Origin of the sequence: Lentzea flaviverrucosa (assembly GCF_003350445.1) — a bacterium.
GTDB lineage: Bacteria > Actinomycetota > Actinomycetes > Mycobacteriales > Pseudonocardiaceae > Lentzea > Lentzea californiensis.
In genome coordinates, this window is record NZ_QQAU01000001.1 from 366,866 (window position 1) to 387,470 (window position 20,605).

Consider the following 20,605-nt stretch of genomic DNA (forward strand, 5'->3'; position numbering starts at 1 on the left):
GATGCCGCGGATCCGAGCCGCCACCATCGAGGAACACCACGAGATGGTGTGGGCCGACCTGACCGAGGCGGTGCGGCGGCTGCTGCTCGACCGCGACTACGACTCGATCACCATGGGCCACATCGCGACCGAGGCCGGTCTCGCGCGCAACACCCTCTACAACTACGCCGCCGACAAGAGGACGCTGGTGCTGGAGCTCGCCCGCCGGGCGAGCCGCCCGCTGGCCGAGCAGGTGTCCGCGATCGCCGCGCGGTCCTCCGAGCCGGCGGCGGAGAGGGTGCGGGAGATCGTCGAGGTGATCCTGTCCGGGTCGACGAACCCCGCGATGCGGCTGATGTTGCTGCCGAACTCCAGCCCGATGGTCACCGACCTGCCGGACGGACGGGACAACCCGTTCACCGCGCTCGTCACCGAGGTGGAGAAGGTCGTCGCGGACGGCGTCGCCGGCGGCGAGTTCCGCGGTGTCGACGACGTGCGGCTCACCGTGGAACTGCTGTCCGGCGCCATGCGCGCGGGATGTGAACGCATCAGCCGGGACCCGGCCGCTCTCGCCGCCACCGTCCAGGCGGCGCGGCAGATCACGCTCGCGACGCTCACCTCGCCTGCAGCAGGTCAGTCGCACCGGGCGAGTTGACCACGGTCCCGCCACGGCGTCCGGCTGGTCAGCCGAGGAACCCGTCGTGGAACAGCAGGCCGGGCAGGAACAGCAGCACCGGGTAGCAGCAGGCCAGGAGCACGGCGCGGTGGCGGCTGCGCCACGCCGTCGTCGCCACGCCCGCCACCAGCACGGCGGCACAGCCGGCCAACCCCATCAGGAAGGCGTGCTCCAGGACGGTCGACGCGGCGATGGTCATGTCGTCGTCCAGATACCAGGACTCGACCGGCGAGGAGCGACGACCCTTGCCCGGGACCAACGCCATCACGAAGGCGAGCTGGACCGACACCGAGACGATCATGAGCACCCGGCCGGGTCTCCCGCGCCGGCCGCCCGGTCTCGACGTGACGCCGTCGTTCACCCGGTGGGCGTGCGCGAAACCGGCCACGAGGGTGGGCAGCACGAACAGCACCAGGGCGACCAGGTACAGCGCGGCCATCCGGGGCCGGTCCTCACGCAGCAACGTCGGGTGAACGCCCACCGGTGTCAGCGCCTCGCCGAGCGGCATCCAGAAGTGCTTCTGGAGGAAGAGCAGCGCGACGAACACGATGACCGCGGCGACCGCGGCGACATCCAGCGCCGGAGAGGCCGGCGAACTGGATCTCCTCCCCCTCGCCCTCTTCCTCGCCACGTCGCCACCCTCCGCCCACGAGCCCGAACGCCCGCGGACACACTACAAGCCGGCATGTCGTTCCAGCGCCGGTTCGCCGGCCACCGCACCGCACCACCTGCCGCTGACCGGCACTGCGACCGCGGCCACGAAGGACGGTCGAGCCGCCGGAGGCCGTTCGTCGAACGCCGCACCAATTTATCAGTCAGAAATTTGACGACCGTCACGGAAGTGAATAGCTTCGCCCTCCGGGAGGATCCGAACCCTGACCCGGAGGTCGGTTGTGATCACGCGCAGAACACCCCTCGTGGCCATCCTCATCGCCGTGCTCGCCCTCGCCGGCGTCGTGCCGGCGACACCGGCGTCCGCCGCGTCGCTGGTGGAGGTGACCGGCTTCGGCGACAACCCCGGCGGGATGCGCATGCACGTGTACGTGCCGGACACCCGCCCGGCCAAGCCGGCGGTCGTCGTCGCCATGCACGGCTGCGGCGGCTCCGGGCCCGGCTTCTACTCGGGCAGCGAGTTCGGCTCCCTCGCCGACCGGTACGGGTTCGTCGTCATCTACCCGAGCGCGCAACAGGAAGCCGGGTTCGGCAAGTGCTTCGACACGTGGTCCGACGCGGCCAAGCGGCGCGGCGGCGGGAGCGACCCGGTGTCGATCGTGTCGATGGTGACCTACGTCCAGCAGCGCTACGGCGGTGACCCGGACCGGGTCTTCGCCACCGGGTCGTCCTCCGGCGGCATGATGACCAACGAGATGCTCGCCCTCTACCCGGACGTCTTCAAGGCGGGCGCGGCGTTCATGGGCGTGCCGTTCCACTGCTTCGCCAACGCCGCCGACTACCCGCCCGGCAGCAGCAGGTGCACCGGGAACGGCGGCGCGAACCGCACCCCGCAGGAGTGGGGGAACCTCGTGCGGCAGGCCTACCCCGGCTACACCGGGCCACGCCCGCGAATGCAGCTGTGGCACGGCACCGCGGACACGCTCGTCCCGTACTCCTTGCTGCAGGAGCAGGTCGAGCAGTGGACCAACGTGTTCGGCCTGAGCCAGACGCCGACGTCCACCGACACCCCGCGGGCCGGCTGGAACCGCAGCCGCTACGGCGACAAGGTGGAGGCCTACAGCATCCAGGGCGCCGGGCACAGCCTGCCGTCGTCCGGGATGGCCGCCGCGGCCCTCGAGTTCTTCGGCCTCACCGGCGGCGGTGACCCGAACCCCCCGACGCCGGGCACCTGCAGCGTCAAGCCCACCGTCAACGCGTGGAACAACGGCCTGACCGCGAGCCTCTCCATCACGAACACCGGCACCGCGGCGATCAACGGCTGGTCCCTCGCCTTCACCCTGGCCGGCGGGCAGACGATCACCTCCGGCTGGAACGCCACCTACTCGCCGTCCTCCGGCCAGGTCACCGCCCGCAACGCCGGCCACAACGCGACGATCCCGCCCGGCAGGTCCGTCGACATCGGCTTCCAGGCGGTGCACAGCGGGAACACGGCCGCTCCGGCCTCGTTCGTCCTGAACGGCACGACCTGCGGACCCGCCGCCGGACGGTGACGGCCCTACTTCGGCGCCTGGAAACCGCCGACCACCTGCTCGAGCAGTTCGGCCAGCCGCAGCGGGGTGCGGTCCTCGAACATCGGGCCGATGAGCTGCACCCCGACCGGCAGGCCCTCCGGGGACCGGCCGGCGGGGACGGCGGTGGCGGGCAGGCCGGGCATGGTGGCCAGACCGGCCCAGACGAGCTGGTCGAAGTACGGGTGTTCGACGCCGTCGACGTCGATGCGCCGCTCCATCGGGTCGGGGCTGTGGTCGTGCGGGAACGCGGGCGTCGGCGTGATCGGGCACACCACGGCGTCGAACTCGGCGAACAGCTGTCGCCAGCCGTGGCGGTGGACCTCGCGGCGGGTGTTCGCCTCGACCCGGTCGTGGTGGCTGCACACCATCGCGCGCAGCCGCACGGAGTCGAGGCTCTGGTCGTGCGCACTCAGTCCGGCGACGCGGGTCCGCAGCTGGTCGAGCGACTCGACGGGGAAACGCGCGACGGAGCCGGAGACCAGCAACCGCATGTAGAGCGTCGCGGCCTCGGCCAGATCGGGCAGTAGCGGACTGTGCCGTGCGACGCGGGCGCCACCGTCGGCGAGCGCGGTGGCCACCCGGTTCACGGCCTCCCGCACAGCGGACCCGGTCGGGATGAACGGGTGCTCGTCGAGGACCAGGACCCGGAAGTCGCGCAGCCGCGCGTGGCGGGCGGGCGGCAGTTCCACGCGGTGCGCCACGCCGAACGTCAGCGGGTCCGGTCCGGCCATGACGTCGAGCAGGAGCGTGAGGTCGCGGGCGGTGCGCGCCATCGGACCGACGACGGCGAGGTCGAGCTCGACCGGCAGTGCCGGCTCGGACGGCGCGACCATGCCGCGGCTGGCCGCCAGTCCGAGCGTCGGCTTGTGCGCGTGGACACCGCAGAAGTGCGCGGGGGTGCGCAACGATCCGGCGATATCGGAGCCGATGGACAGCGCGCCGAACCCGGACGCCAGCGCCGCCGCCGACCCGCCGGAGGACCCGCCCGAGGTGCGAGCGCGATCCCACGGGTTGGTGGTGGTGCCGTAGATGTCGTTGAAGCTCTGGATGTCCTGCAGTCCCAGCGGGACGTTGGTCTTGCCGAGCACCACCGCGCCCGCGTCCTTGAGCCGTGACACCTGGATCGCGTCCTCAGCCGGCACGAAGTCGCGGTGCGGCGGCATGCCCCAGGTCGTGGGCAGCCCGGCGACGTTGTACGACTCCTTCACCGTCACCGGAACGCCGAGCAGTGGCCGGTCCTCACCCCGTGCGCGGGCCTGGTCGGCTTGGCGCGCGGCGGCCCGCGCACGGTCGAAGTCCGGCACGCAGATCGCGTTGACCACTTCGTCGTCGCGCTCGATGCGGGCGATCGCCTCGTCCGTCAGTTCCACCGATGTCACCGCGCCGGCGCGCATCGCGGCGATGAGTTCTTCGGCCGGCGCAAAGCTCCACTCCATGATTTCGACGCTATCGACCTGCCGGAGAGGGCACGAAATCCTGTTCTGCGCTGGCTTTGCGCACGCTCGGCGCGCGTCATCCTCTCGACGACATCCTGTCTTGTCATCGTTACGACGACGTGCTACAACTGAGGTGCGCGTTGACAGCAGAAGAGAACATCGAGGAGGTGCCGGATGTTGATGCGCACTGACCCGTTCCGGGAGCTGGACCGCTTGGCGCAGCAGGTGTTCACCGGGCCGGGCACGTGGTCACGGCCCACGGCGATGCCGATGGACGCCTACCGCGCGGGCGACGAGTTCGTCGTGGCGTTCGACCTGCCGGGCGTGTCCGCGGACGCGATCGAGCTGGACGTCGAACGCAACGTGCTGACCGTGAAGGCGGAACGGCGCCCGACCATCACCGGCGACAACGCCGAGATGCAGGTCGCGGAACGACCGCTGGGCGTGTTCTCCCGCCAGCTGTTCCTCGGCGACACGCTCGACACCGACCACATCCAGGCCGCGTACGACGCAGGTGTCCTCACCCTGCGGATCCCGGTGCTGGAGAAGGCGAAGCCGCGCAAGATCGCCATCACGAACACCGGCCAGGACGTCAAGCAGATCAACGCCTGACCGGGGCCGGTCGTGGTCGCGCAGACGCTCGACGACGAGTTCCTCGCGTTGCTGTGCGAGGACGAGGACCTGGTGCGCACCGAGTTCGACGCGATCATCGCAGCGAACTGGGGGGAGCCACCGCTCCCCCCGGCTCCCCGCCCGCCCGTCCCGGCGACGCCGTACCGGGACGCGTCCCGCCCGCACTGGCGAAACCGCGTCCCGGCAGGACGGCCGGCACGGCAGCGCTCCCCTCCGTCGCGAAAGGCAGGTGATGCGTGAATCCGGAGAACGACACGAGGACGTCCGGCCGACCGCCCGCACCGGCACAACCCGGTGGCAGCCAGTCGACTGAGGCCACCTGAGCGCAGGGGCGCAACGACCCGCGGGCCGCACGGACACCTCCACCCCGGTGGCCCCGTTCCGCAGCTGGCGGGACGGGGCCACTCAGTCGTTCGCGCCCGCGGCGCGCCGACGCCCCAGCCAGTCCACGACGCCGTCCACCAGGAATCCGCCGAGCAAGGTGCCCGCGAGGACCATGGGCCAGAGGGCCCGGCCGCTGCAGGCGAACGCCACGACGTTGATCAGCACGACGAGCGCGCCGGCGACGAGGTAGTAGCGCTTGCTGCGACGTGGCACCTGGTTGTCGGTCGGCATCGGAACAGCTTGCCCGAGTTTCCGCTCAGCTCGCCCGAGGTTCCACCAGACTCTCCCGCCGGAACACCTGGACCGCACCGACGACCGCGTCCAGCGTCGACTCGACGCCCTGGACCATTCTCATTTGACGGAGTGAGCACTCACTCCGCACTATGGGTGCATGACACCAGCATCCGAAACCCGGCGAAGAGCGCCGAGCATGAGCGCGGAGGACCGGCGCGCCATGATCGTGCACGCCGTGCTGCCGCTCTTGATGGAGCACGGCGCGAACGTGACGAGCAGCCAGATCGCCCGGGCCGCCGGCATCGGCGAGGGCACCGTCTTCCGCGCGTTCAAGGACAAGGACGAGCTGTTCGACGCCTGCACGGCCGAGGCGCTGCGGCCCGATCACGTGCTCGACGCGATCGCCGAGATCCCCCTCGACCAACCCCTGGAGGACCGGCTCGTCGAAGCCGCCGAAGCGCTCGGCGCGCACCTGGAGCGGATGGGCGCGCTGATGAGCGCGCTGCACGCGTCCGGCCGGACCAAGCAGCGCGACCCAGGACAACGACGCGGCACGGGGAAGGGCGGGCGCCGCGAGTCGATGGCCGCCATCCGGGGGGCGATGGTCGAGCTGTTCACCCCGGAGCAGGACCGGCTGCGACTGCCGCCGGAGCACCTCGCCTCCCTCTTCCTGACCTTGCTGTTCGGTGGCCGCAGGCTGGCCTCCGACGTCGACGCGCCCACCACGCGCCAGGTGGTCGACTTCTTCCTGCACGGCGCCGTGGAGGCTGGATGATGCCGGGTGGCCTGGAGTCCGTGCTGGGCCGGCGCGGACGGCGGCGGCGCGCCACGACGGTGCCGGACAGCGGGCTCACCGGGCCGGTCGACATCCCCGAACCGAAGCAGGACGACGAACCCAAGGACCTGCGCTCCCGGCTGAAGCGCACGAGGACGTCCGTGGTGGGCACCGTCCGCGGCCTGCCGAAGGTCGCGAAGCTCACGTGGCAGGCCAGCCCGGTCCTGACCGTCCTGCTCGTGCTGATCACGCTCTTCTCGGGACTCCTGCCGACCGCGACCGCGTACATCGCGAAGCTGCTGCTGGACTCCGTCGTCGCCGCGATCGGGCACACCGGCACCACCGGTGACATCGCGAAGGTCGCGCTGCTCCAGTTCGGCGTGCTCGCCGCGACCGCGGTCAGCGGCGCGCTGACGTCGATCGCGCAGTCGCTGCTGCAGGAACGCATGACGCTGACCATCCGCCACCGCGTGATGGCGCACGCCAGCGAACTGCACCTCGCCTACTTCGAGGGCTCGACGTCGTACGACATGCTGCGCCAGGCCGCGCAGGAGGCGCCGACGCGGCCGCTGTCGATGATGAACTCCGCGCTGGGGCTCCTGCGGACGCTGATCACGTTCACCAGCATGATCGCGCTGCTCGTCTCGATCAGCCCGCTGCTGGCCCTGGTCGCGCTGGTGGCGCCGATCCCGGCGTTCATCTCGCAGTCGAAGTACGGCTCACGCGCGTTCTGGCTGACCTTCGTGATGTCGCCGATCAAGCGGCGGATGGACTACCTGTCCTCTTTGGTCACGACGGACACCTACGCCAAGGAGACGAAGCTGTTCGGGCTCGGCCCGTACTTCGCCGACCGGTTCCGCCGGCTCGGCGCCGTCTCCTACGAACGCCAGCGGAAGCTGACGGTCAACCGCAACGTCAGCTCGACGTCCTGGGGGCTGTTGAGCACGCTCGCGGGATCGGCGATCACGTTGTACATCGCACTGGAAGCGGTCGGCGGACGGCTCACGCTGGGAGACCTGGCGCTGTACACGGCCGCGGCGGCGTCCGTGCAGACGTCGGTGTCCGGGCTGTTCACGGCGTTCGCCGGGATGTACGAGAACAACCTCTACCTCGACACGCTGTACCGGTTCCTGGACACGAAGCCGGAGATCACCGCGCCGCCGTCACCGCGGCCGATGCCGTCCACCGTGGAGGGTCACATCGAGTTCGACTCGGTGACGTTCCGGTATCCGGGCGCCGAGGAGGCCGCGCTGGACGAGGTCAGCTTCGAGATCCGGCCCGGCGAGACGGTGGCGGTGGTGGGCCGCAACGGCGCGGGCAAGTCGACGTTGTTCAAGCTGCTCTGCCGGCTCTACGACCCGACCGGCGGCCGCATCCTGCTCGACGGCGTCGACATCCGCGAGTACGACCCCGTCGAGCTGCGCACGCGGATCAGCGCGATGTTCCAGGACTACGTGACCTACCAGGGCACGGCGGCGGAGAACATCGGCCTCGGCGACCTGACCCGGCTCGAGGACCGGCCGCACATCGAGGACTCGGCACGCCGCGCCGGCGCGGACGAGCGGATCGAACGGCTCCCCCGCGGCTACGACAGCCCGCTCGGCCGCTGGTTCGACCAGGGCGTCAGCCTGTCCGGCGGTGAGTGGCAGAAGATCGCGCTGGCCAGGGCCTTCCAGCGGGAGGCGCCGATCCTGGTGCTCGACGAACCGACGTCGGCGCTGGACGCGCGGGCCGAGCACGACCTCTTCGCGCGGCTGCGGGAGCTGTCGGAGGGCCGGACGACGCTGTACATCTCGCACCGGTTCTCGACCGTGCGGCAGGCCGAGCGGATCCTGTTGCTGGAGCACGGGAAAGTCGCCGAGTACGGCACGCACGAGGAGCTGATGGCGGCCAAGGCCGGCTACGCCGAGCTGTTCACCCTGCAGGCGCAGGCGTACCTGGACGAAGTGCCCGGCTGAACTCCCCCGGCGCCAGGACCCGGGTGGAGTTGTGCTCGCGGATGATCCGCCACCCGTCCGGCGTCCGGTGCCAGACCAGCGAGGACGTGGTCCGGATGTCCGTGACGCCGGCGGGTGCGGCGATCCGGGCCACGAACCTCAGGGTGGACGCGGCCAGATCGCCGCCCGCGACGACGTGCGGCCCGTCGTCGATCGCGTGCTCCGCCGACACCATCTCGCGGAAGGCGGGCTCCCAGATCGCGCCGTAGCCCGCGGCGGTCGTCGCCACCCGGTGTGCGGGGTCGAAGTCGTCGTAGAGGCGGACGTCCGGTGAGCCGAAGTCGTAGAACTCGCCGAAGACGCGCTCGAAGTCGAAGGGCGTGTCCCCTTCACGACGGTCCCAGCCGAACACCCACCGGCCGTGCAGCTCCGAGATCACCTGTTCGTCGTTCATGATCTCGACGCTAGGACCGCACGGGGATTTCAGGCAGGGTGCGTCACACCCACCCGAGCGCCCGCGGCCGTCACACGACCGTGTTGTCCACGAAGCACCAGCGCCAGGTCTCCCCCGGCTCGAACGAGCGCATGATCGGGTGCGCCTCGTCGGCGAAGTGCTTCGAGGCGTGCTTGGCGGGCGACGAGTCGCAGCAGGCGACCTTGCCGCACCCCAGGCACAGGCGCAGGTGCACCCATCGGCCGCCCTCGGCCAGGCAGTCCTCACACCCCTCCGGTGTGGTGGGGGCGGGTTCGGCGCCCAGTTCGGCGACGTGCTGGCAGGTAGTGGTCACGGCTCGACGGTACCTCGGCTGCGGCCGCCGACAACTTCTGGTGTTTGACTGGGCGCATGACGAGTGCCGGTCGCGTCGCGCGGCCTTCGATTCTCACGGTGGACGACGACCCGGCCGTGTCACGGGCGGTGGCGCGCGACCTGCGCCGGATGTACGGCGAGCACTACCGCGTCGTGCGGGCGGAGTCCGGGCCCCAGGCGCTCGAGGCCCTGCACGAGATCAAGCTGCGCGGCGAGGAGGTCGCGGCGTTGCTCGCCGACTACCGGATGCCGCAGATGAGCGGCATCGAGTTCCTCGAACAGGCCATGGACGTGTTCCCCCAGGCGCGCCGGGTGCTGCTCACGGCGTACGCCGACACCGACGCCGCGATCCAGGCGATCAACGTCGTGGACCTCGACCACTACCTGCTCAAGCCGTGGGACCCGCCGGAGCAGAACCTCTACCCGGTGCTCGACGAGCAGCTGCGCGCCTGGGCCGTGAGCGACCGGCAGCCGCCGCAGCGGGTGCGGGTGGTCGGGCACCGCTGGTCGCCGCGTTCCTACGAGGTGCGGGACTTCCTGGCACGCAACAACGTTCCGTTCCGCTGGCACACGCTCGACGAGCCGGAGGCGCGCTGCCTGCTCACCGCGGCGCACCAGGACGGGACGACCCTGCCCGTCGTGGTCACGGCTCAGGGCAAGGCCCTGGTCGGCCCCTCCGACGCGGAGCTCGCCGCCGAGGTGGGCCTGAGCACGCAGCCGTCGGCCGAGTTCTACGACCTGATCGTCGTGGGCGGCGGGCCCGCGGGGCTCGGCGCCGCGGTGTACGGCGGGTCGGAGGGACTGCGGACCGTCCTGGTGGAACGGATCGCGACGGGTGGCCAGGCGGGGACGAGCAGCCGCATCGAGAACTACCTGGGCTTCCCCGACGGGGTGTCCGGCGGGCAGCTGACCGAACGGGCCCGCAGGCAGGCGGTCAAGTTCGGGGTCGAGCTGCTCACCACCCGCGACGTCGTCGCCCTGGAACGCCGGGGAGCCGCGCGCGTCGTTCGGTTCGGCGACGGCACCGAGCTCGCCGCCCACACCGTCATCCTCGCCACCGGCGTGTCCTACCGGCTGCTCGACGCCCCCGGACTCGGCGAGCTGACGGGGCGGGGCGTGTACTACGGCGCCTCGACCACCGAGGGACCCAACTGCGCCGGGCGGGACGTGTACCTGGTCGGTGGCGCGAACTCCGCGGGCCAGGCGGCCGTCTACTTCTCCGGGCACGCGCGCAAGGTCGTGATCCTGGTGCGGGGCGACTCGCTGGAGCAGTCGATGTCGCGGTACCTGATCGACCAGCTCGCGGCGATCCCGAACGTGGAGGTGCGCACGCACACCGAGATCCGCGATGGCTCGGGTGAGGACCACCTCGAGACGTTGACGTTGCTGGACAACAAGACCGGCGAGACGACGACCGTTCAGGCGAGCTGGTTGTTCGCGTTCATCGGCGCCGCCCCGCGCACGGACTGGCTCGACGGCACGCTGGAACGGGACGACCGCGGCTTCCTCCTCGCCGGACCCGACCTCGGCGGCTCACCCCCGGGGTGGGACCTCGAGCGGGCGCCGTACCACCTGGAGACGAACGTGCCCGGTGTGTTCGTCGCGGGCGACGTCCGGGCGGACTCGGTGAAGCGCGTCGCGTCCGCGGTCGGCGAGGGCGCCATGGCCGTCACCCTGGTCCACCGTTACCTGGAGAGGTCGTGATGGAGAGGCTCACCGCGGAGGAACTGCGCGCGCTGTTCCTGTTCGAGAAGCTCGACCAGTCCCAGCTGGACTGGCTGGCCGGCCACGGTCACGTCGAGGTCCGCGAGGCGGGCACGGCCGTGCTCACCGAAGGCGAACCGGCGACGTGCTTCTTCGTGCTGCTCGAAGGCACGGTCGCGCTGTGCCGCACCATCGGCGGCCAGCGGATCGAGGTGAGCCGCAGCGACCTGCGCGGCTCGTACTTCGGTGCCACCCAGGCCTACCTGGAGCTCGACCAGCCGACCTACCAGATGACCGTCGAGTCGATCACCGCCACGTCGATGCTGCAGTTCGACGCCGACGAGTTCGGCCCGATGGTCCGCGCGTGGTTCCCGATGGCGATGCACCTGCTGGAGGGCCTTTTCTGGGGCATGCGCAACACCCAGGCGACGGTGGGCCAGCACGAACGGCTCACCGCGCTCGGCGCGCTGTCCGCGGGCCTCACCCACGAGCTCAACAACCCGGCCGCGGCCGCCGTGCGGGCGACCGCGGCACTGCGCGAGCGGGTCGCGGGCATGCGGCACAAGCTCGCCCTCCTGGCACAGGGGGCGATCGACCCGGCCGTGCTGCCGGCGCTGGTCAAGCTGCAGGAGAAGGCGGTCGAGCGGGTCGCCAAGGCACCGAAGCTCAGTCCGCTGGAGACCAGCGACGCCGAGGACGAGGTCGCCGACTGGCTCGACGGCCACGGCATCACCGGCGGCTGGGACGTCGCGCCCGTCCTGGTCGCGGCCGGGCTGGACGTCGAGTGGCTGGAGGGGTCACTCGTGTCGTGCCCGGCCGCCGTCACGGGGCCCGCCGTGCACTGGCTCAGGTACACGGTCGAGACCGAGTTGCTGATGAACGAGATCGAGGACGCCACGACCAGGGTGTCCACATTGGTCGGTGCCGCCAAGCAGTACTCGCAGATGGACCGCGCGCCGTTCCAGGTGGTCGACGTGCACGAGCTGCTCGACTCCACCCTGGTCATGTTCGGCGGGAAGCTCACGGACGTCCGGGTGGTCAAGGACTACGACCGGACGCTCCCCCTCATCCCGGCCTACGCGGGCGAGCTCAACCAGGTGTGGACGAACATGATCGACAACGCCTTGAGCGCGATGGGCGGTGCGGGGACGTTGACCGTGCGGACCTCCAGGCAGGACAGGCACCTCGTCGTGGAGATCGGCGACACCGGTCCCGGCATCCCGGCGGAGGTGAAGAGCCGGATCTTCGAACCGTTCTTCACCACCAAGCCGGTCGGCGAGGGCACCGGACTCGGGCTGGAGATCTCCTGGCGGATCGTGGTCAACAAGCACCACGGCGCCATCCGCGTGGAGTCGCGTCCGGGTGACACCAGGTTCCAGGTCGTCCTGCCGCTGGACGCGACAGGTCAGTGACGGCCGTGGGGCAGGGTCACGGCGTGAGCGTCTTGGCCCACTCCGCGAAGCTCGTGAGCGGCAGGCCGAGCGCCCTGGCGTACTCCGGGCGGCCCGCCATGCCGGTCTCGTTCAACCGGTCGTGCCCGGCGGCCATCTCCGGCATGCCCGCGGCGAACGCCTGCTCCGTGGTCATGTCCGGTGCGGAGAGCGAGACGCCGAACGCGTCCGAGAGCACGGCGGCGATCTCCGTCATCGAGAGGTGGTCGCTCGCGAGCTCCAGCTCGACCCGGTCGAAGCGCTCCGGATCGGCGACGGCGGCGGCCACCGCGGTGCCGATGTCCCGCACCGCGACCAGCGACAACCGGGTGGTGGGCCGGAGCAGGCTCACCAGGCCGCCCTCGATGCCGCGCGGGAACAGGAACGCCGACGACGGCAGGAAGTTCTCCATGAAGAAGCCGGGCTTGAGCAGCGTCCACCGCTCGAACCCGGCCTCGCGGACCCGGTCCTGGATCTCGGCCTTGGTGTTGAGCGACGCCTCCCTGATGGGGAAGCGCTCGTCCGTGATGCGTTCGCCCGCACCGTCCACTGTGGTCTGGATGAAGTGCGGGACGCCCGCCTCCAGCGCGGCCTGAACCAGGTTGGTGGCCTGGACCAGCTCGCCGGGGAAGTCGAACCCGTCCTCGGTCAGCAGGGCCATCTGCACCGAGAACACGGCCCGGACACCCTTCGCGGCACCGACCAGCGAGTCGCGGTCGTTCAGGTCGCCCACGACGAGCTCGACGCCCAGAGCTCTTGCTCGATCGGCCGACGGATCGCGGACCAACGCGCGCACGGGCACACCTGCCGCCTTGAGGGCGTGCACGGCTGCGCCGCCCTGCTTACCGGTGGCTCCTGTGACCAGCACTGGTGCGGACATGAGGCTCCTCAGCTGCGGAAACGAAAACAGCGGGGTCCGCCGTTTAGACGTCCGCTACGATATGGCGGACCCCGCCACTTAGCAAGCACGAGGTGGACATGGCCGACCGCCAGCGCGCCGACGCCCGACGCAACTACGAGCGGATCCTCGCCGTCGCCGAGCAGGAGGTGGCCGCGCACGGCGGTGGTGCGTCGCTGGAGCAGATCGCCCGCGTCGCCGGGGTCGGTTCGGCGACGGTGCGCCGGCACTTCCCGAACCGGCACGCCCTGCTGGAAGCCGTGTCCGCACAACGGATCGAGGCGTTGTGCGACCGGGCGCGCGAACTGGACGGCGCGGGCGACAGCAGGGACTCGCTGCTCGCCTGGCTGGACGAGCTCGTCGCGTACTGCGTCACAGCGCGTGGCCTTGCCACCGCCCTGGCCTACGAGGGCGACCCGGTGGACGGGAACTCGTGCGCGTCGGTGGTCGCACAGGCGGCGGAACCGTTGCTGCGCCGGGCGGTCCGGGACGGCACGGTCGCGGGGAACGTCACGGCCGTCGAACTGGTGACGCTGATCGTCGGCATCGTGATGGTCACCGAGCACCACCAGGACCCGGCGGCCTCGGCAGGACGGTTGTTCGCGCTCGCCGTGGCGGGCATCAGCCCGGCTCGCTGATCCGGGGACGCGTCAGCTCAGCCGGCGGGGGCGGGGAACGGGATCGTCTTGGTGTGCAACAGCTCCAGCGTTTCCCGGGCGATGTCCGCGACCTCGGCCCTGCCGCCGCCCGAGGTCCACGTCTGCACGACGACCTCGATCACGTTCATGGTGCTCGCGGCGGTCAGCGCGGCGAACAGCACGTCGCCGGTCCCGCCCTCACGCCGGAGGATCTCCTGGGCCAGCCGCTGACGCCAGCTCCAGCACAGGTCGGCCAGGCCGGCCCGCAGCCCCGTGGTCTTGTCGAAGATCTCGTACAGGGCGAGCAGGCGCGCCGAGTTCGTCGCGATCGTCTGCTCGACGCTGCCGATGACGGCGTGCAGCGCCTCGGGCAGCGGAGTCTCGTCGGGCTGGGCGAGGAAGGCCTCCATCGCCGCGTCCAGGCCGTTCTGCACGAAGCTGACGACCAGTGCCTCTTTGGTGGCGTAGTAGCGGTACAGCGTGCGGGTGCCGACCTCGGCCGCGGCGGCGATCTGCTCGATCGTGGTGTCGTCGTACCCCTGCGCGACGAACAGGTCGAACGCCGACTCGGCGATGAACCGCCGGGTGCGTTCCATCTTCGCTTCACGCAAGCCCATAACGCCACCTCACAGCCCTCTCCCGGCGAACCGCACGGTAGCACTGCCACATGACAGCCACTGCCACCTGACACGCCGAGCGGTTGCGGCATTCAGTGTCATCTGGCAGCCTCAGCCATATGACAGCGACTGCCATTTTTTCTCGGGAAGGTGGGCCGGACCATGAGTGAGACCACTGTGGACACGTCCGCTGACCTGGCCACCTTCCCGACCGCACGCGACTCCGGCTGCCCGTTCGACCCGCCCGCCGAGTACGCCGAGCTGCGTGCTCGGGAGGGCACGCCCGCGCTCGCGTGCCCGGTCGGCGTCGAAGCCCGCGTCGTCAGCCGGTACGCCGACGTGCGCGCGATGCTGGGCGATCCCCACCTCAGCTCGCACGCGGCACCGTCCACGCACGTCGTGGCGGGCGGCCTGCTCGACCGGCCGGTGGCGCCCGGCAGCCTGCTGAACATGGACGGCCCCGCCCACGCCCGGCTGCGCCGCCTGCTGACGCCGGAGTTCACCGTCAAGCGGATCCAGGCCATGCGCCCCTACATCCAGGGCCTGGTCGACGACCACCTCGACGCGCTGCTGGCGCGAACCGGGCCGGTCGACCTGGTGGCGGACTTCGCGCTGCCGATCCCCTCACTGGTGATCTGCGAGCTGCTGGGCGTCGACTACGCCGACCGCGACCGCTTCCAGGAGCAGACGGCCGTGCTCATCGGCACGAACAGCGACCCCGCCGCGCTGGAGCAGGCCAACCTCGAGGTCGTCGGGTTCATGACCCAGCTCGTGCTGACCAAACTGGCGGCGCCGGGCGACGACCTGCTCGGCAGGCTGATCGTCCGGGCCGGGGAGAGCGGCCAGGAGCTGTCGGTCGAGGAACTGGTCACCCTCGGCATCACGCTGCTGATCGCCGGGCACGAGACGACGGCCAACATGATCGGCCTCAGCACGCTGGCCCTGCTGCGCCAGCCGGACCAGCTCGCCGCGCTGCGGGCCGATCCCGGGCTCGCGGGCACCGCCGTCGACGAGATGTTGCGGTACCTGTCGATCGTGCAGTTCGGCGTGCTGCGTCAGGCCACCGGCGACCTGACGATCGGCGACGAGACGATCAAGGCCGGTGAGTGGCTCGTCGCCGTGCTGTCCGCCGGCAACCGGGACGAGTCGGTGTTCCCCGACCCCGACCGCATCGACCTCGAGCGTGAGGCGACCGCGCACCTGGCGTTCGGTTACGGCATCCACCAGTGCCTCGGCCAGCAGCTGGCCAGGGTGGAGCTGCAGGAGGTGTTCGCCCGCCTGCACCAGCGCATCCCGACGCTGCGGCTCGCCGTGCCGTTCGAGCAGATCGAGTTCAAGAACGACGCGCTGGTCTACGGCGTGCGCGCGCTGCCGGTCATCTGGGACAGGGAGGAGGACAACCGATGAAGGTGCGCATCGACGTGGACGCCTGCGTGGGCGCGGGCCAGTGCGTACTGGCGGCACCCGACGTGTTCGACCAGCGCGACGAGGACGGCATGGTGGTCCTGCTGCTGGAAGAACCGCCCGCCGAACTGGAGGCGGCGACCGAGCACGCCGCCCTGCTGTGCCCGGCGCTGGCGATCGTGGTCGACCGGTAGTGGGGAACCTCGAACGGGTGGTCGTCGTCGGCGCTTCGGCGGCCGGCGTCACCACCGCCGAGACGCTGCGCCGGGAGGGCTACACCGGCAGGCTCACCCTGGTCGGTGACGAGGAGGCACTCCCCTACGACCGGCCACCACTGTCCAAACAGGTCCTGGCGGGTGCCTGGGAGCCGGAGAGGACGGTGCTGCGGCCGGAATCCGCGTACGTGGACCACGACATCGAGCTGCTGCTCGGGAACGCCGCGTGCGGACTGGACCTCGCTCGTCGCACGGTCGCGCTGTCGAACGGCGAGGAGCTCGGTTACGACGGCCTGGTGATCGCCACCGGGACGACGCCGCGGACACTCCCGTCCGGCCACGACCTCGCCGGGGTGCACGTGTTGCGCACCGTCGGCGACGCGCTGGCGTTGCGCGGTGATCTGCTGCGGTCGTCGGCGGTCGTGGTCGTCGGCGCGGGGTTCCTCGGCACCGAGGCCGCGGCGGCGGCGCGACAGCTCGGGCTGGACGTGACGCTGGTCGACCCGCTGCCCCTGCCTCTCGTCCGCCAGTTCGGCGACCGGGTCGCGGCGGCGATCGCCGAGCTCCACGAGGAACGCGGAGTGCGGCTGCGCAACGGCGTCGGCGTGGTCAGGTTGCACGGCGAAGGCGCGGTGTCGGGCGTCGAACTGACCGACGGAACGGTGGTGCGGGCGGACGTCGTGCTGGTCGCGATCGGCGCGGTGCCCGCCACCGGCTGGCTCGACGGGTCCGGCGTGCCGGTGGACGACGGCGTGGTGTGCGACGCCACCTGCCGCGCCGCCGACGGCGTGTACGCCGCCGGCGACGTGGCCCGCTGGTTCCACCCGCACTTCGGTGGCCTGATGCGGGTCGAGCACCGGATGAACGCCACCGAACAGGGCATGGCGGTGGCCCGCACCCTGCTCGGCGCACAGACCCCGTTCGCGCCGGTGCCGTACTTCTGGACCGACCAGTTCGACGCGAAGGTCCAGGCGTACGGCGTGTTCCCGGCCGGAGCGGAGATGTCGGTCGCCCACGGCCGGCTCGACGAACGGAAGTTCGTCGCGCACTACGTCGTACGGGGCGGGGTCGTCGGTGTGCTCGGCTGGAACATGGCCAGGCAGCTGCGCCAGGACCGGCAACTGGTCTCCGGCCCGCCCGACGGGGTCAGGACCGGTCGAACTCCGGGATCAGCTCCCCGATCAGCCTGATGCTCGTCATCACCTCGTCCGCCCCGATCGGCCCGATCTGCTGCAGGCACATCAACCGGTCGATGCCGAGGTCCGCGTAGGCCCGCAGCTTCTTGCGGCACGTGTCCGGGCTGCCGACGATCAGCGACTGCTGCGCCGACAGCACCTCGAACACCTCGTCCTCGGGCACGTCCTCGCCCTGGATGATCCGGCCGATCACGAGCTGCGCCTCGGTGGGGGCGGCGTCCAGCTCGGCGCGCAGGAACTCGCCGGTGAGACCGTTGCCGCCGGTCGCGAGGATGTCCTGGTGGCGTTGCATGGTCGCGGCGAACTCGGCGGCGGCGTTGAAGAAGCGCAACGCCGTCACCGTGTACCAGGCCGCGGCGGCCGCGGCCCCGTTGCGCATGGCCTGCTCGTCGGTCTCGGCGCAGTGCACGAAGGTGAAGTAGGCGACCTGGTCGTTGACGAACGAGCCGACCGGCGAGGTGCACTGCGCGGCGGCCGCGCGGTAGAGGTCGATCATGCGGGCGACCCGGTCGAGGGACTCCCAGATCGTGGTGCCGAGCACGCCGACGCCGCGGCGGCCGGCCTCCTCGAAGGACGTCGGGGACGCGGCGGCCTGCCACAGCGGCGGGTGCGGGGTCTGCAGCGGCTTCGGGATGATCGAGACGTCGGAGACCTCGTAGTGCTCACCGGAGTGGGAGAAGCGGTCGGTGGTCCACATCTTCGGCACCATCTCGAACGCCTCGGCGGTCTGGGCACGCGCGTCGGCGGGCTCGACGCCGAAGAGGTTCCACTCGGGGATGGTGGAGCGGGTGAGGCCGAGCTCGACGCGGCCGCCGCTGAGGTGGTCGAGGGTGGCGGCGCGTTCGGCCACGCGGATCGGGTGGTTGAAACGGCCGGGCGCGAGCACGGCGGCGTGACCGAGGCGGATGCGGGAGGTCTGCTGCGACAGCGCGGCGAGCACCAGCTCGGGAGCGGACGACAGGCTGAACTCCCCCGCGCCGTGGTGCTCGACCTGCCACCAGCACCCGTAGCCGAGCTCGTCGGCGAGGCGAGCCTGGTCCAGGGCCTGGCGGAAGCGGAACTGCTCGGGAGCAGGGCCGGGGTTCTGGATCTCGTTGAACAGATCGATCTTCATCGGCACACACCCTCACCTCGCGCGGACACCAAGGCTGATGTCTCTGTGAGCGACCGGGTCGTTACGCAGGTGGTACCGACTTCTCAAATGGAGCAGTCCCGGAAGCACGCGTGTCGAAACCGGGCCCGGCCGTTCGTGTAGGGGTGACTTCAACCTTCAAGGAGTGCGGCGATGCGTTCTGTCTCGACGACGATGTTCATGACGCTCGACGGTGTCGTGCAGGGCTTCGGACGCCCGGACGAGGACACGCGTGGCGGTTTCACGCAGGGCGGGTGGGGTGCGCGCTACCAGGACGACGTGCTGGCGGCGGAGATGGCCAAGGGCATGGCGGGGTCCGGGTCGATGCTGTTCGGGCGCCGCACGTGGCAGGACTTCATCGGCGTGTGGGCCTCGGCCACCGACGGGAACCCGTTCACCACGCACATGAACGCCGCCCGCAAGTACGTCGTCTCGTCGAGCCTTCCCGACGCGGACGCGTGGGAGAACTCGGTGCTGCTGCGGTCGATCGAGGACGTGGCGTCTCTGCGAGACGACCTCTCGGTCATCGGCAGCGCGGCGCTGGTGCGGTCGCTGCACGCGGCCGGGCTGGTCGACCGGTACACGCTGGTGATCCACCCGGTGACGCTGGGCGGCGGCGCGCGGCTGTTCGACGGGCCCGCTCCGCTGACGGAGTTCGAGCTGACCGGCAGCGTGACGACGCCGAAGGGTGTGATCGTCGCCCACTACGACCGGGTCGGTCCCGGACAAGGGTGACAACGGCGTGCGCTTCCCCGCCGGACCGGCGGCGCGTGAATCGTCGAATCCTCGTCGAACGACGCGCGGTGGAATTTCGACGGCAGTCGCCGGACCTCGTTGTTATCGCTAACCCGGCGCCAGCACCGCCAAGCGGCATTGCCATCCACAGCAACCTTGCAACATAGTGTTAACGCTCACGTACGGAGCCTCCTCTCAATGGCGCTAGGAGCCGGCCCATGCGTTTTCCCCTGCCGCGTGCCGTCCGTTCGTTCAGAAGGCGCGTGCTCATCGCCGTCACGGCCGCGTTCGCCGCCGGGTCGGCCGTCGTCGCCAGTCCGGTGGTATCGGCGGCCGGCCCCGTGCCGCACTACGTGATGACCGCGTTCACGAACAGCAGCGAGTCGAACATGTACGTCTTCGACTCGGCGAACGCGACCAGCTTCACCCAGGTCAGGGCCAACGCCTACACGCCGCCGTCGGGGCTGATCCGCGATCCCAGCGTCCTGCGGCACACCGACGGGTACTACTACCTCGTCTACACGACGAACTGGACGGGCGACACCATCGGTTTCGCCCGCAGTGCGGACTACGTGAGCTGGACGTTCCTGCGCAACGTCCGGGTAGGACTGAACGGGGCCACCGGCAGCACCTGGGCACCGGAGTGGTTCAAGGACTCCGACGGCAGCGTGCACGTGGTCTTCTCCGCGTCCACGGCCGGAACGGCGGGACAGTTCCGCCCGTACCGGATCACCGCGACGAACGCGGACCTGTCGGCGTGGAGCAGTCCGGCCGCGCTCGGCATCCCGGCCAACTACATCGACAGCTTCCTGGTCAAGGTCGGCGGGACCTACCACAACTTCCTCAAGAACGAGACCACGAAGTACATCGAGCACGCCACCGCCACGTCGCTGAACGGGCCGTGGACCTTCGTCGGCACGGGCAACTGGGCGGGCTGGGGTTCCGGCCTCGAAGGACCCGCGCTCGTGCGACTGCCCGACGGCCGGTGGCGGATCTACTTCGACCAGTACGGACAGCGGCGGTACTTCTACGCCGACAGCACGAACCTCGGCAGTTTCGGCGCCAAGGCCGAACTGGCCGGGCTGTCCGGCACAGCGCGGCACTTCACCGTGCTGCGGGAGGACTCCGGTGACGGCACGGCGGTGGCCACGGGGGCCCGGTCGCTGCGCTCGGCCAACCTGCCCGACCGATTCGTCCGCCACCGCGACAACCTCGGTTACGTCGAGCCGGTGAGCTCGTCCAGCGCGCTGTCGGTGCGCCGGGACGCGACGTTCACCGTCGTGGCCGGGCTGGCGAACGCGGGCTGCTACTCGTTGAGGTCGGTGAACTTCCCCGACCGCTACCTGCGGCACTACGACTTCCGCGTCCGGCTGGACACCAACAGCGGTGACGCGACGTTCGCCCGCGACGCCACCTTCTGCGGCCGGGCCGGTCTCGCGGGCGGCGGCAGCACGTCGTTCGAGTCCTACTCCCACCCCGGGCGTTACCTGCGCCACCTCGACCACGAGCTGCGCGTCGACTGGCGCACCTCCGGTTCGGCGTTCGCCGGTGACGCGTCCTTCACCGTCACCGCACCACTGGCCTGAAA

The 20,605-nt window shown here is 70.7% G+C and carries 22 protein-coding genes; 14 read left to right on the forward strand and 8 right to left on the reverse strand.

The features are described 5' to 3' along the window. Position 1: 1 nt before the first annotated feature. Positions 2-634, forward strand: coding sequence for a TetR/AcrR family transcriptional regulator (locus DFR72_RS01835; protein ID WP_090064333.1), 633 nt, complete (start codon positions 2-4; stop codon positions 632-634). Positions 635-662: 28 nt separating this feature from the next. On the opposite strand, the gene DFR72_RS01840 is transcribed toward DFR72_RS01835, so the two are convergent. Then, positions 663-1,286 carry a hypothetical protein gene (locus DFR72_RS01840; RefSeq protein WP_143086663.1) on the reverse strand — a complete coding sequence of 208 codons (624 nt, stop codon included), beginning with the start codon at positions 1,284-1,286 and terminating at the stop codon, positions 663-665. 286 nt (positions 1,287-1,572) lie between these two features. Here DFR72_RS01840 and DFR72_RS01845 point away from each other — a divergent pair, with 286 nt between their 5' ends. Next, a complete protein-coding gene (locus tag DFR72_RS01845; protein WP_090064596.1) occupies positions 1,573-2,820 on the forward strand; it encodes an extracellular catalytic domain type 1 short-chain-length polyhydroxyalkanoate depolymerase in 1,248 nt (415 codons plus the stop codon). A gap of 5 nt (positions 2,821-2,825) precedes the next feature. On the opposite strand, the gene DFR72_RS01850 is transcribed toward DFR72_RS01845, so the two are convergent. Further along, the gene (locus tag DFR72_RS01850) at positions 2,826-4,277 is read right to left on the reverse strand and encodes an amidase (protein WP_090064331.1); all 1,452 of its coding nucleotides are present in this window, start codon (positions 4,275-4,277) and stop codon (positions 2,826-2,828) included. A gap of 174 nt (positions 4,278-4,451) precedes the next feature. On the opposite strand from DFR72_RS01850, the gene DFR72_RS01855 reads away from it, so the two are divergent. Then, entirely contained in the window at positions 4,452-4,889 is a 438-nt protein-coding gene (locus tag DFR72_RS01855; RefSeq protein WP_090064330.1) for an Hsp20/alpha crystallin family protein, read from the forward strand. Between the two features lie 12 nt (positions 4,890-4,901). Next, complete coding sequence (locus DFR72_RS01860; RefSeq protein WP_090064329.1) at positions 4,902-5,150, forward strand: hypothetical protein; 249 nt, start codon at positions 4,902-4,904, stop codon at positions 5,148-5,150. A gap of 165 nt (positions 5,151-5,315) precedes the next feature. Here the strand turns inward: DFR72_RS01860 and DFR72_RS01865 are convergent, their stop codons facing one another. After that, positions 5,316-5,525 carry a hypothetical protein gene (locus tag DFR72_RS01865; RefSeq protein WP_090064328.1) on the reverse strand — a complete coding sequence of 70 codons (210 nt, stop codon included), beginning with the start codon at positions 5,523-5,525 and terminating at the stop codon, positions 5,316-5,318. A 199-nt stretch (positions 5,526-5,724) separates the two neighbouring features. Here DFR72_RS01865 and DFR72_RS01870 point away from each other — a divergent pair, with 199 nt between their 5' ends. Beyond that, complete coding sequence (locus DFR72_RS01870) at positions 5,725-6,303, forward strand: TetR/AcrR family transcriptional regulator (RefSeq protein ID WP_090064327.1); 579 nt, start codon at positions 5,725-5,727, stop codon at positions 6,301-6,303. Then, positions 6,303-8,261 (forward strand): ABC transporter ATP-binding protein, encoded by a 1,959-nt coding sequence (locus DFR72_RS01875; RefSeq protein WP_245982546.1) that lies wholly within the window; start codon positions 6,303-6,305, stop codon positions 8,259-8,261. The genes DFR72_RS01870 and DFR72_RS01875 overlap by 1 nt, the downstream gene beginning before the upstream one ends. On the opposite strand, the gene DFR72_RS01880 is transcribed toward DFR72_RS01875, so the two are convergent. Both DFR72_RS01880 and DFR72_RS01885 read right to left on the reverse strand, forming a co-directional pair. After that, positions 8,218-8,694: a YybH family protein gene (locus tag DFR72_RS01880; RefSeq protein WP_090064326.1), complete on the reverse strand. Its 477-nt coding sequence runs from the start codon at positions 8,692-8,694 to the stop codon at positions 8,218-8,220. The two genes, DFR72_RS01875 and DFR72_RS01880, sit on opposite strands and share 44 nt — an antisense overlap. Positions 8,695-8,764: 70 nt before the next feature. Next, positions 8,765-9,028 (reverse strand): UBP-type zinc finger domain-containing protein, encoded by a 264-nt coding sequence (locus DFR72_RS01885; RefSeq protein ID WP_090064325.1) that lies wholly within the window; start codon positions 9,026-9,028, stop codon positions 8,765-8,767. Between the two features lie 56 nt (positions 9,029-9,084). On the opposite strand from DFR72_RS01885, the gene DFR72_RS01890 reads away from it, so the two are divergent. Together DFR72_RS01890 and DFR72_RS01895 are read left to right on the forward strand one after the other, a co-directional pair. Continuing rightward, the gene (locus tag DFR72_RS01890) at positions 9,085-10,752 is read left to right on the forward strand and encodes an NAD(P)/FAD-dependent oxidoreductase (RefSeq protein ID WP_090064324.1); all 1,668 of its coding nucleotides are present in this window, start codon (positions 9,085-9,087) and stop codon (positions 10,750-10,752) included. Next, positions 10,752-12,164: an ATP-binding protein gene (locus DFR72_RS01895; protein ID WP_090064323.1), complete on the forward strand. Its 1,413-nt coding sequence runs from the start codon at positions 10,752-10,754 to the stop codon at positions 12,162-12,164. The genes DFR72_RS01890 and DFR72_RS01895 overlap by 1 nt, the downstream gene beginning before the upstream one ends. A 16-nt stretch (positions 12,165-12,180) precedes the next feature. Here the strand turns inward: DFR72_RS01895 and DFR72_RS01900 are convergent, their stop codons facing one another. Continuing rightward, positions 12,181-13,062, reverse strand: coding sequence for an NmrA/HSCARG family protein (locus DFR72_RS01900; protein WP_090064322.1), 882 nt, complete (start codon positions 13,060-13,062; stop codon positions 12,181-12,183). 98 nt (positions 13,063-13,160) lie between these two features. Here DFR72_RS01900 and DFR72_RS01905 point away from each other — a divergent pair, with 98 nt between their 5' ends. Then, positions 13,161-13,718 carry a TetR/AcrR family transcriptional regulator gene (locus DFR72_RS01905; RefSeq protein ID WP_090064594.1) on the forward strand — a complete coding sequence of 186 codons (558 nt, stop codon included), beginning with the start codon at positions 13,161-13,163 and terminating at the stop codon, positions 13,716-13,718. Positions 13,719-13,735: 17 nt separating this feature from the next. Here the strand turns inward: DFR72_RS01905 and DFR72_RS01910 are convergent, their stop codons facing one another. Further along, positions 13,736-14,335 (reverse strand): TetR/AcrR family transcriptional regulator, encoded by a 600-nt coding sequence (locus DFR72_RS01910; protein WP_090064321.1) that lies wholly within the window; start codon positions 14,333-14,335, stop codon positions 13,736-13,738. 162 nt (positions 14,336-14,497) lie between these two features. Here DFR72_RS01910 and DFR72_RS01915 point away from each other — a divergent pair, with 162 nt between their 5' ends. From DFR72_RS01915 to DFR72_RS01925, 3 genes are read left to right on the forward strand one after another with little or no spacing between them, the layout of a single operon-like run. Beyond that, positions 14,498-15,742, forward strand: coding sequence for a cytochrome P450 (locus tag DFR72_RS01915; protein WP_090064593.1), 1,245 nt, complete (start codon positions 14,498-14,500; stop codon positions 15,740-15,742). Then, positions 15,739-15,933: a ferredoxin gene (locus tag DFR72_RS01920; protein WP_090064320.1), complete on the forward strand. Its 195-nt coding sequence runs from the start codon at positions 15,739-15,741 to the stop codon at positions 15,931-15,933. The genes DFR72_RS01915 and DFR72_RS01920 overlap by 4 nt, the downstream gene beginning before the upstream one ends. Beyond that, positions 15,933-17,144 (forward strand): NAD(P)/FAD-dependent oxidoreductase, encoded by a 1,212-nt coding sequence (locus tag DFR72_RS01925; protein ID WP_090064319.1) that lies wholly within the window; start codon positions 15,933-15,935, stop codon positions 17,142-17,144. The genes DFR72_RS01920 and DFR72_RS01925 overlap by 1 nt, the downstream gene beginning before the upstream one ends. Here the strand turns inward: DFR72_RS01925 and DFR72_RS01930 are convergent. After that, on the reverse strand, positions 17,101-18,264 hold the full coding sequence (locus tag DFR72_RS01930) for an LLM class flavin-dependent oxidoreductase (protein WP_090064318.1): 1,164 nt from the start codon (positions 18,262-18,264) through the stop codon (positions 17,101-17,103). The genes DFR72_RS01925 and DFR72_RS01930 overlap by 44 nt on opposite strands. 171 nt (positions 18,265-18,435) lie before the next feature. Here DFR72_RS01930 and DFR72_RS01935 point away from each other — a divergent pair, with 171 nt between their 5' ends. After that, complete coding sequence (locus DFR72_RS01935) at positions 18,436-19,017, forward strand: dihydrofolate reductase family protein (RefSeq protein ID WP_090064317.1); 582 nt, start codon at positions 18,436-18,438, stop codon at positions 19,015-19,017. Between the two features lie 218 nt (positions 19,018-19,235). Next, positions 19,236-20,603 (forward strand): glycoside hydrolase family 43 protein, encoded by a 1,368-nt coding sequence (locus tag DFR72_RS01940; protein WP_211335262.1) that lies wholly within the window; start codon positions 19,236-19,238, stop codon positions 20,601-20,603. The last annotated feature ends 2 nt before the right edge of the window (positions 20,604-20,605 follow it).

Bases quoted from the DNA above. Each gene is read 5' to 3' on its own strand.
- DFR72_RS01850 (WP_090064331.1), bottom strand. From the start codon at position 4,277: ATGGAGTGGAGCTTTGCGCCGGCCGAAGAACTCATCGCCGCGATGCGC.
- DFR72_RS01930 (WP_090064318.1), bottom strand. From the start codon at position 18,264: ATGAAGATCGATCTGTTCAACGAGATCCAGAACCCCGGCCCTGCTCCC.
- DFR72_RS01855 (WP_090064330.1), top strand. From the start codon at position 4,452: ATGTTGATGCGCACTGACCCGTTCCGGGAGCTGGACCGCTTGGCGCAG.
- DFR72_RS01905 (WP_090064594.1), top strand. From the start codon at position 13,161: ATGGCCGACCGCCAGCGCGCCGACGCCCGACGCAACTACGAGCGGATC.
- DFR72_RS01910 (WP_090064321.1), bottom strand. From the start codon at position 14,335: ATGGGCTTGCGTGAAGCGAAGATGGAACGCACCCGGCGGTTCATCGCC.
- DFR72_RS01875 (WP_245982546.1), top strand. From the start codon at position 6,303: ATGCCGGGTGGCCTGGAGTCCGTGCTGGGCCGGCGCGGACGGCGGCGG.
- DFR72_RS01890 (WP_090064324.1), top strand. From the start codon at position 9,085: ATGACGAGTGCCGGTCGCGTCGCGCGGCCTTCGATTCTCACGGTGGAC.
- DFR72_RS01935 (WP_090064317.1), top strand. From the start codon at position 18,436: ATGCGTTCTGTCTCGACGACGATGTTCATGACGCTCGACGGTGTCGTG.
- DFR72_RS01915 (WP_090064593.1), top strand. From the start codon at position 14,498: ATGAGTGAGACCACTGTGGACACGTCCGCTGACCTGGCCACCTTCCCG.
- DFR72_RS01880 (WP_090064326.1), bottom strand. From the start codon at position 8,694: ATGAACGACGAACAGGTGATCTCGGAGCTGCACGGCCGGTGGGTGTTC.
- DFR72_RS01865 (WP_090064328.1), bottom strand. From the start codon at position 5,525: ATGCCGACCGACAACCAGGTGCCACGTCGCAGCAAGCGCTACTACCTC.
- DFR72_RS01900 (WP_090064322.1), bottom strand. From the start codon at position 13,062: ATGTCCGCACCAGTGCTGGTCACAGGAGCCACCGGTAAGCAGGGCGGC.
- DFR72_RS01920 (WP_090064320.1), top strand. From the start codon at position 15,739: ATGAAGGTGCGCATCGACGTGGACGCCTGCGTGGGCGCGGGCCAGTGC.
- DFR72_RS01835 (WP_090064333.1), top strand. From the start codon at position 2: ATGCCGCGGATCCGAGCCGCCACCATCGAGGAACACCACGAGATGGTG.
- DFR72_RS01870 (WP_090064327.1), top strand. From the start codon at position 5,725: ATGAGCGCGGAGGACCGGCGCGCCATGATCGTGCACGCCGTGCTGCCG.
- DFR72_RS01940 (WP_211335262.1), top strand. From the start codon at position 19,236: ATGCGTTTTCCCCTGCCGCGTGCCGTCCGTTCGTTCAGAAGGCGCGTG.
- DFR72_RS01895 (WP_090064323.1), top strand. From the start codon at position 10,752: ATGGAGAGGCTCACCGCGGAGGAACTGCGCGCGCTGTTCCTGTTCGAG.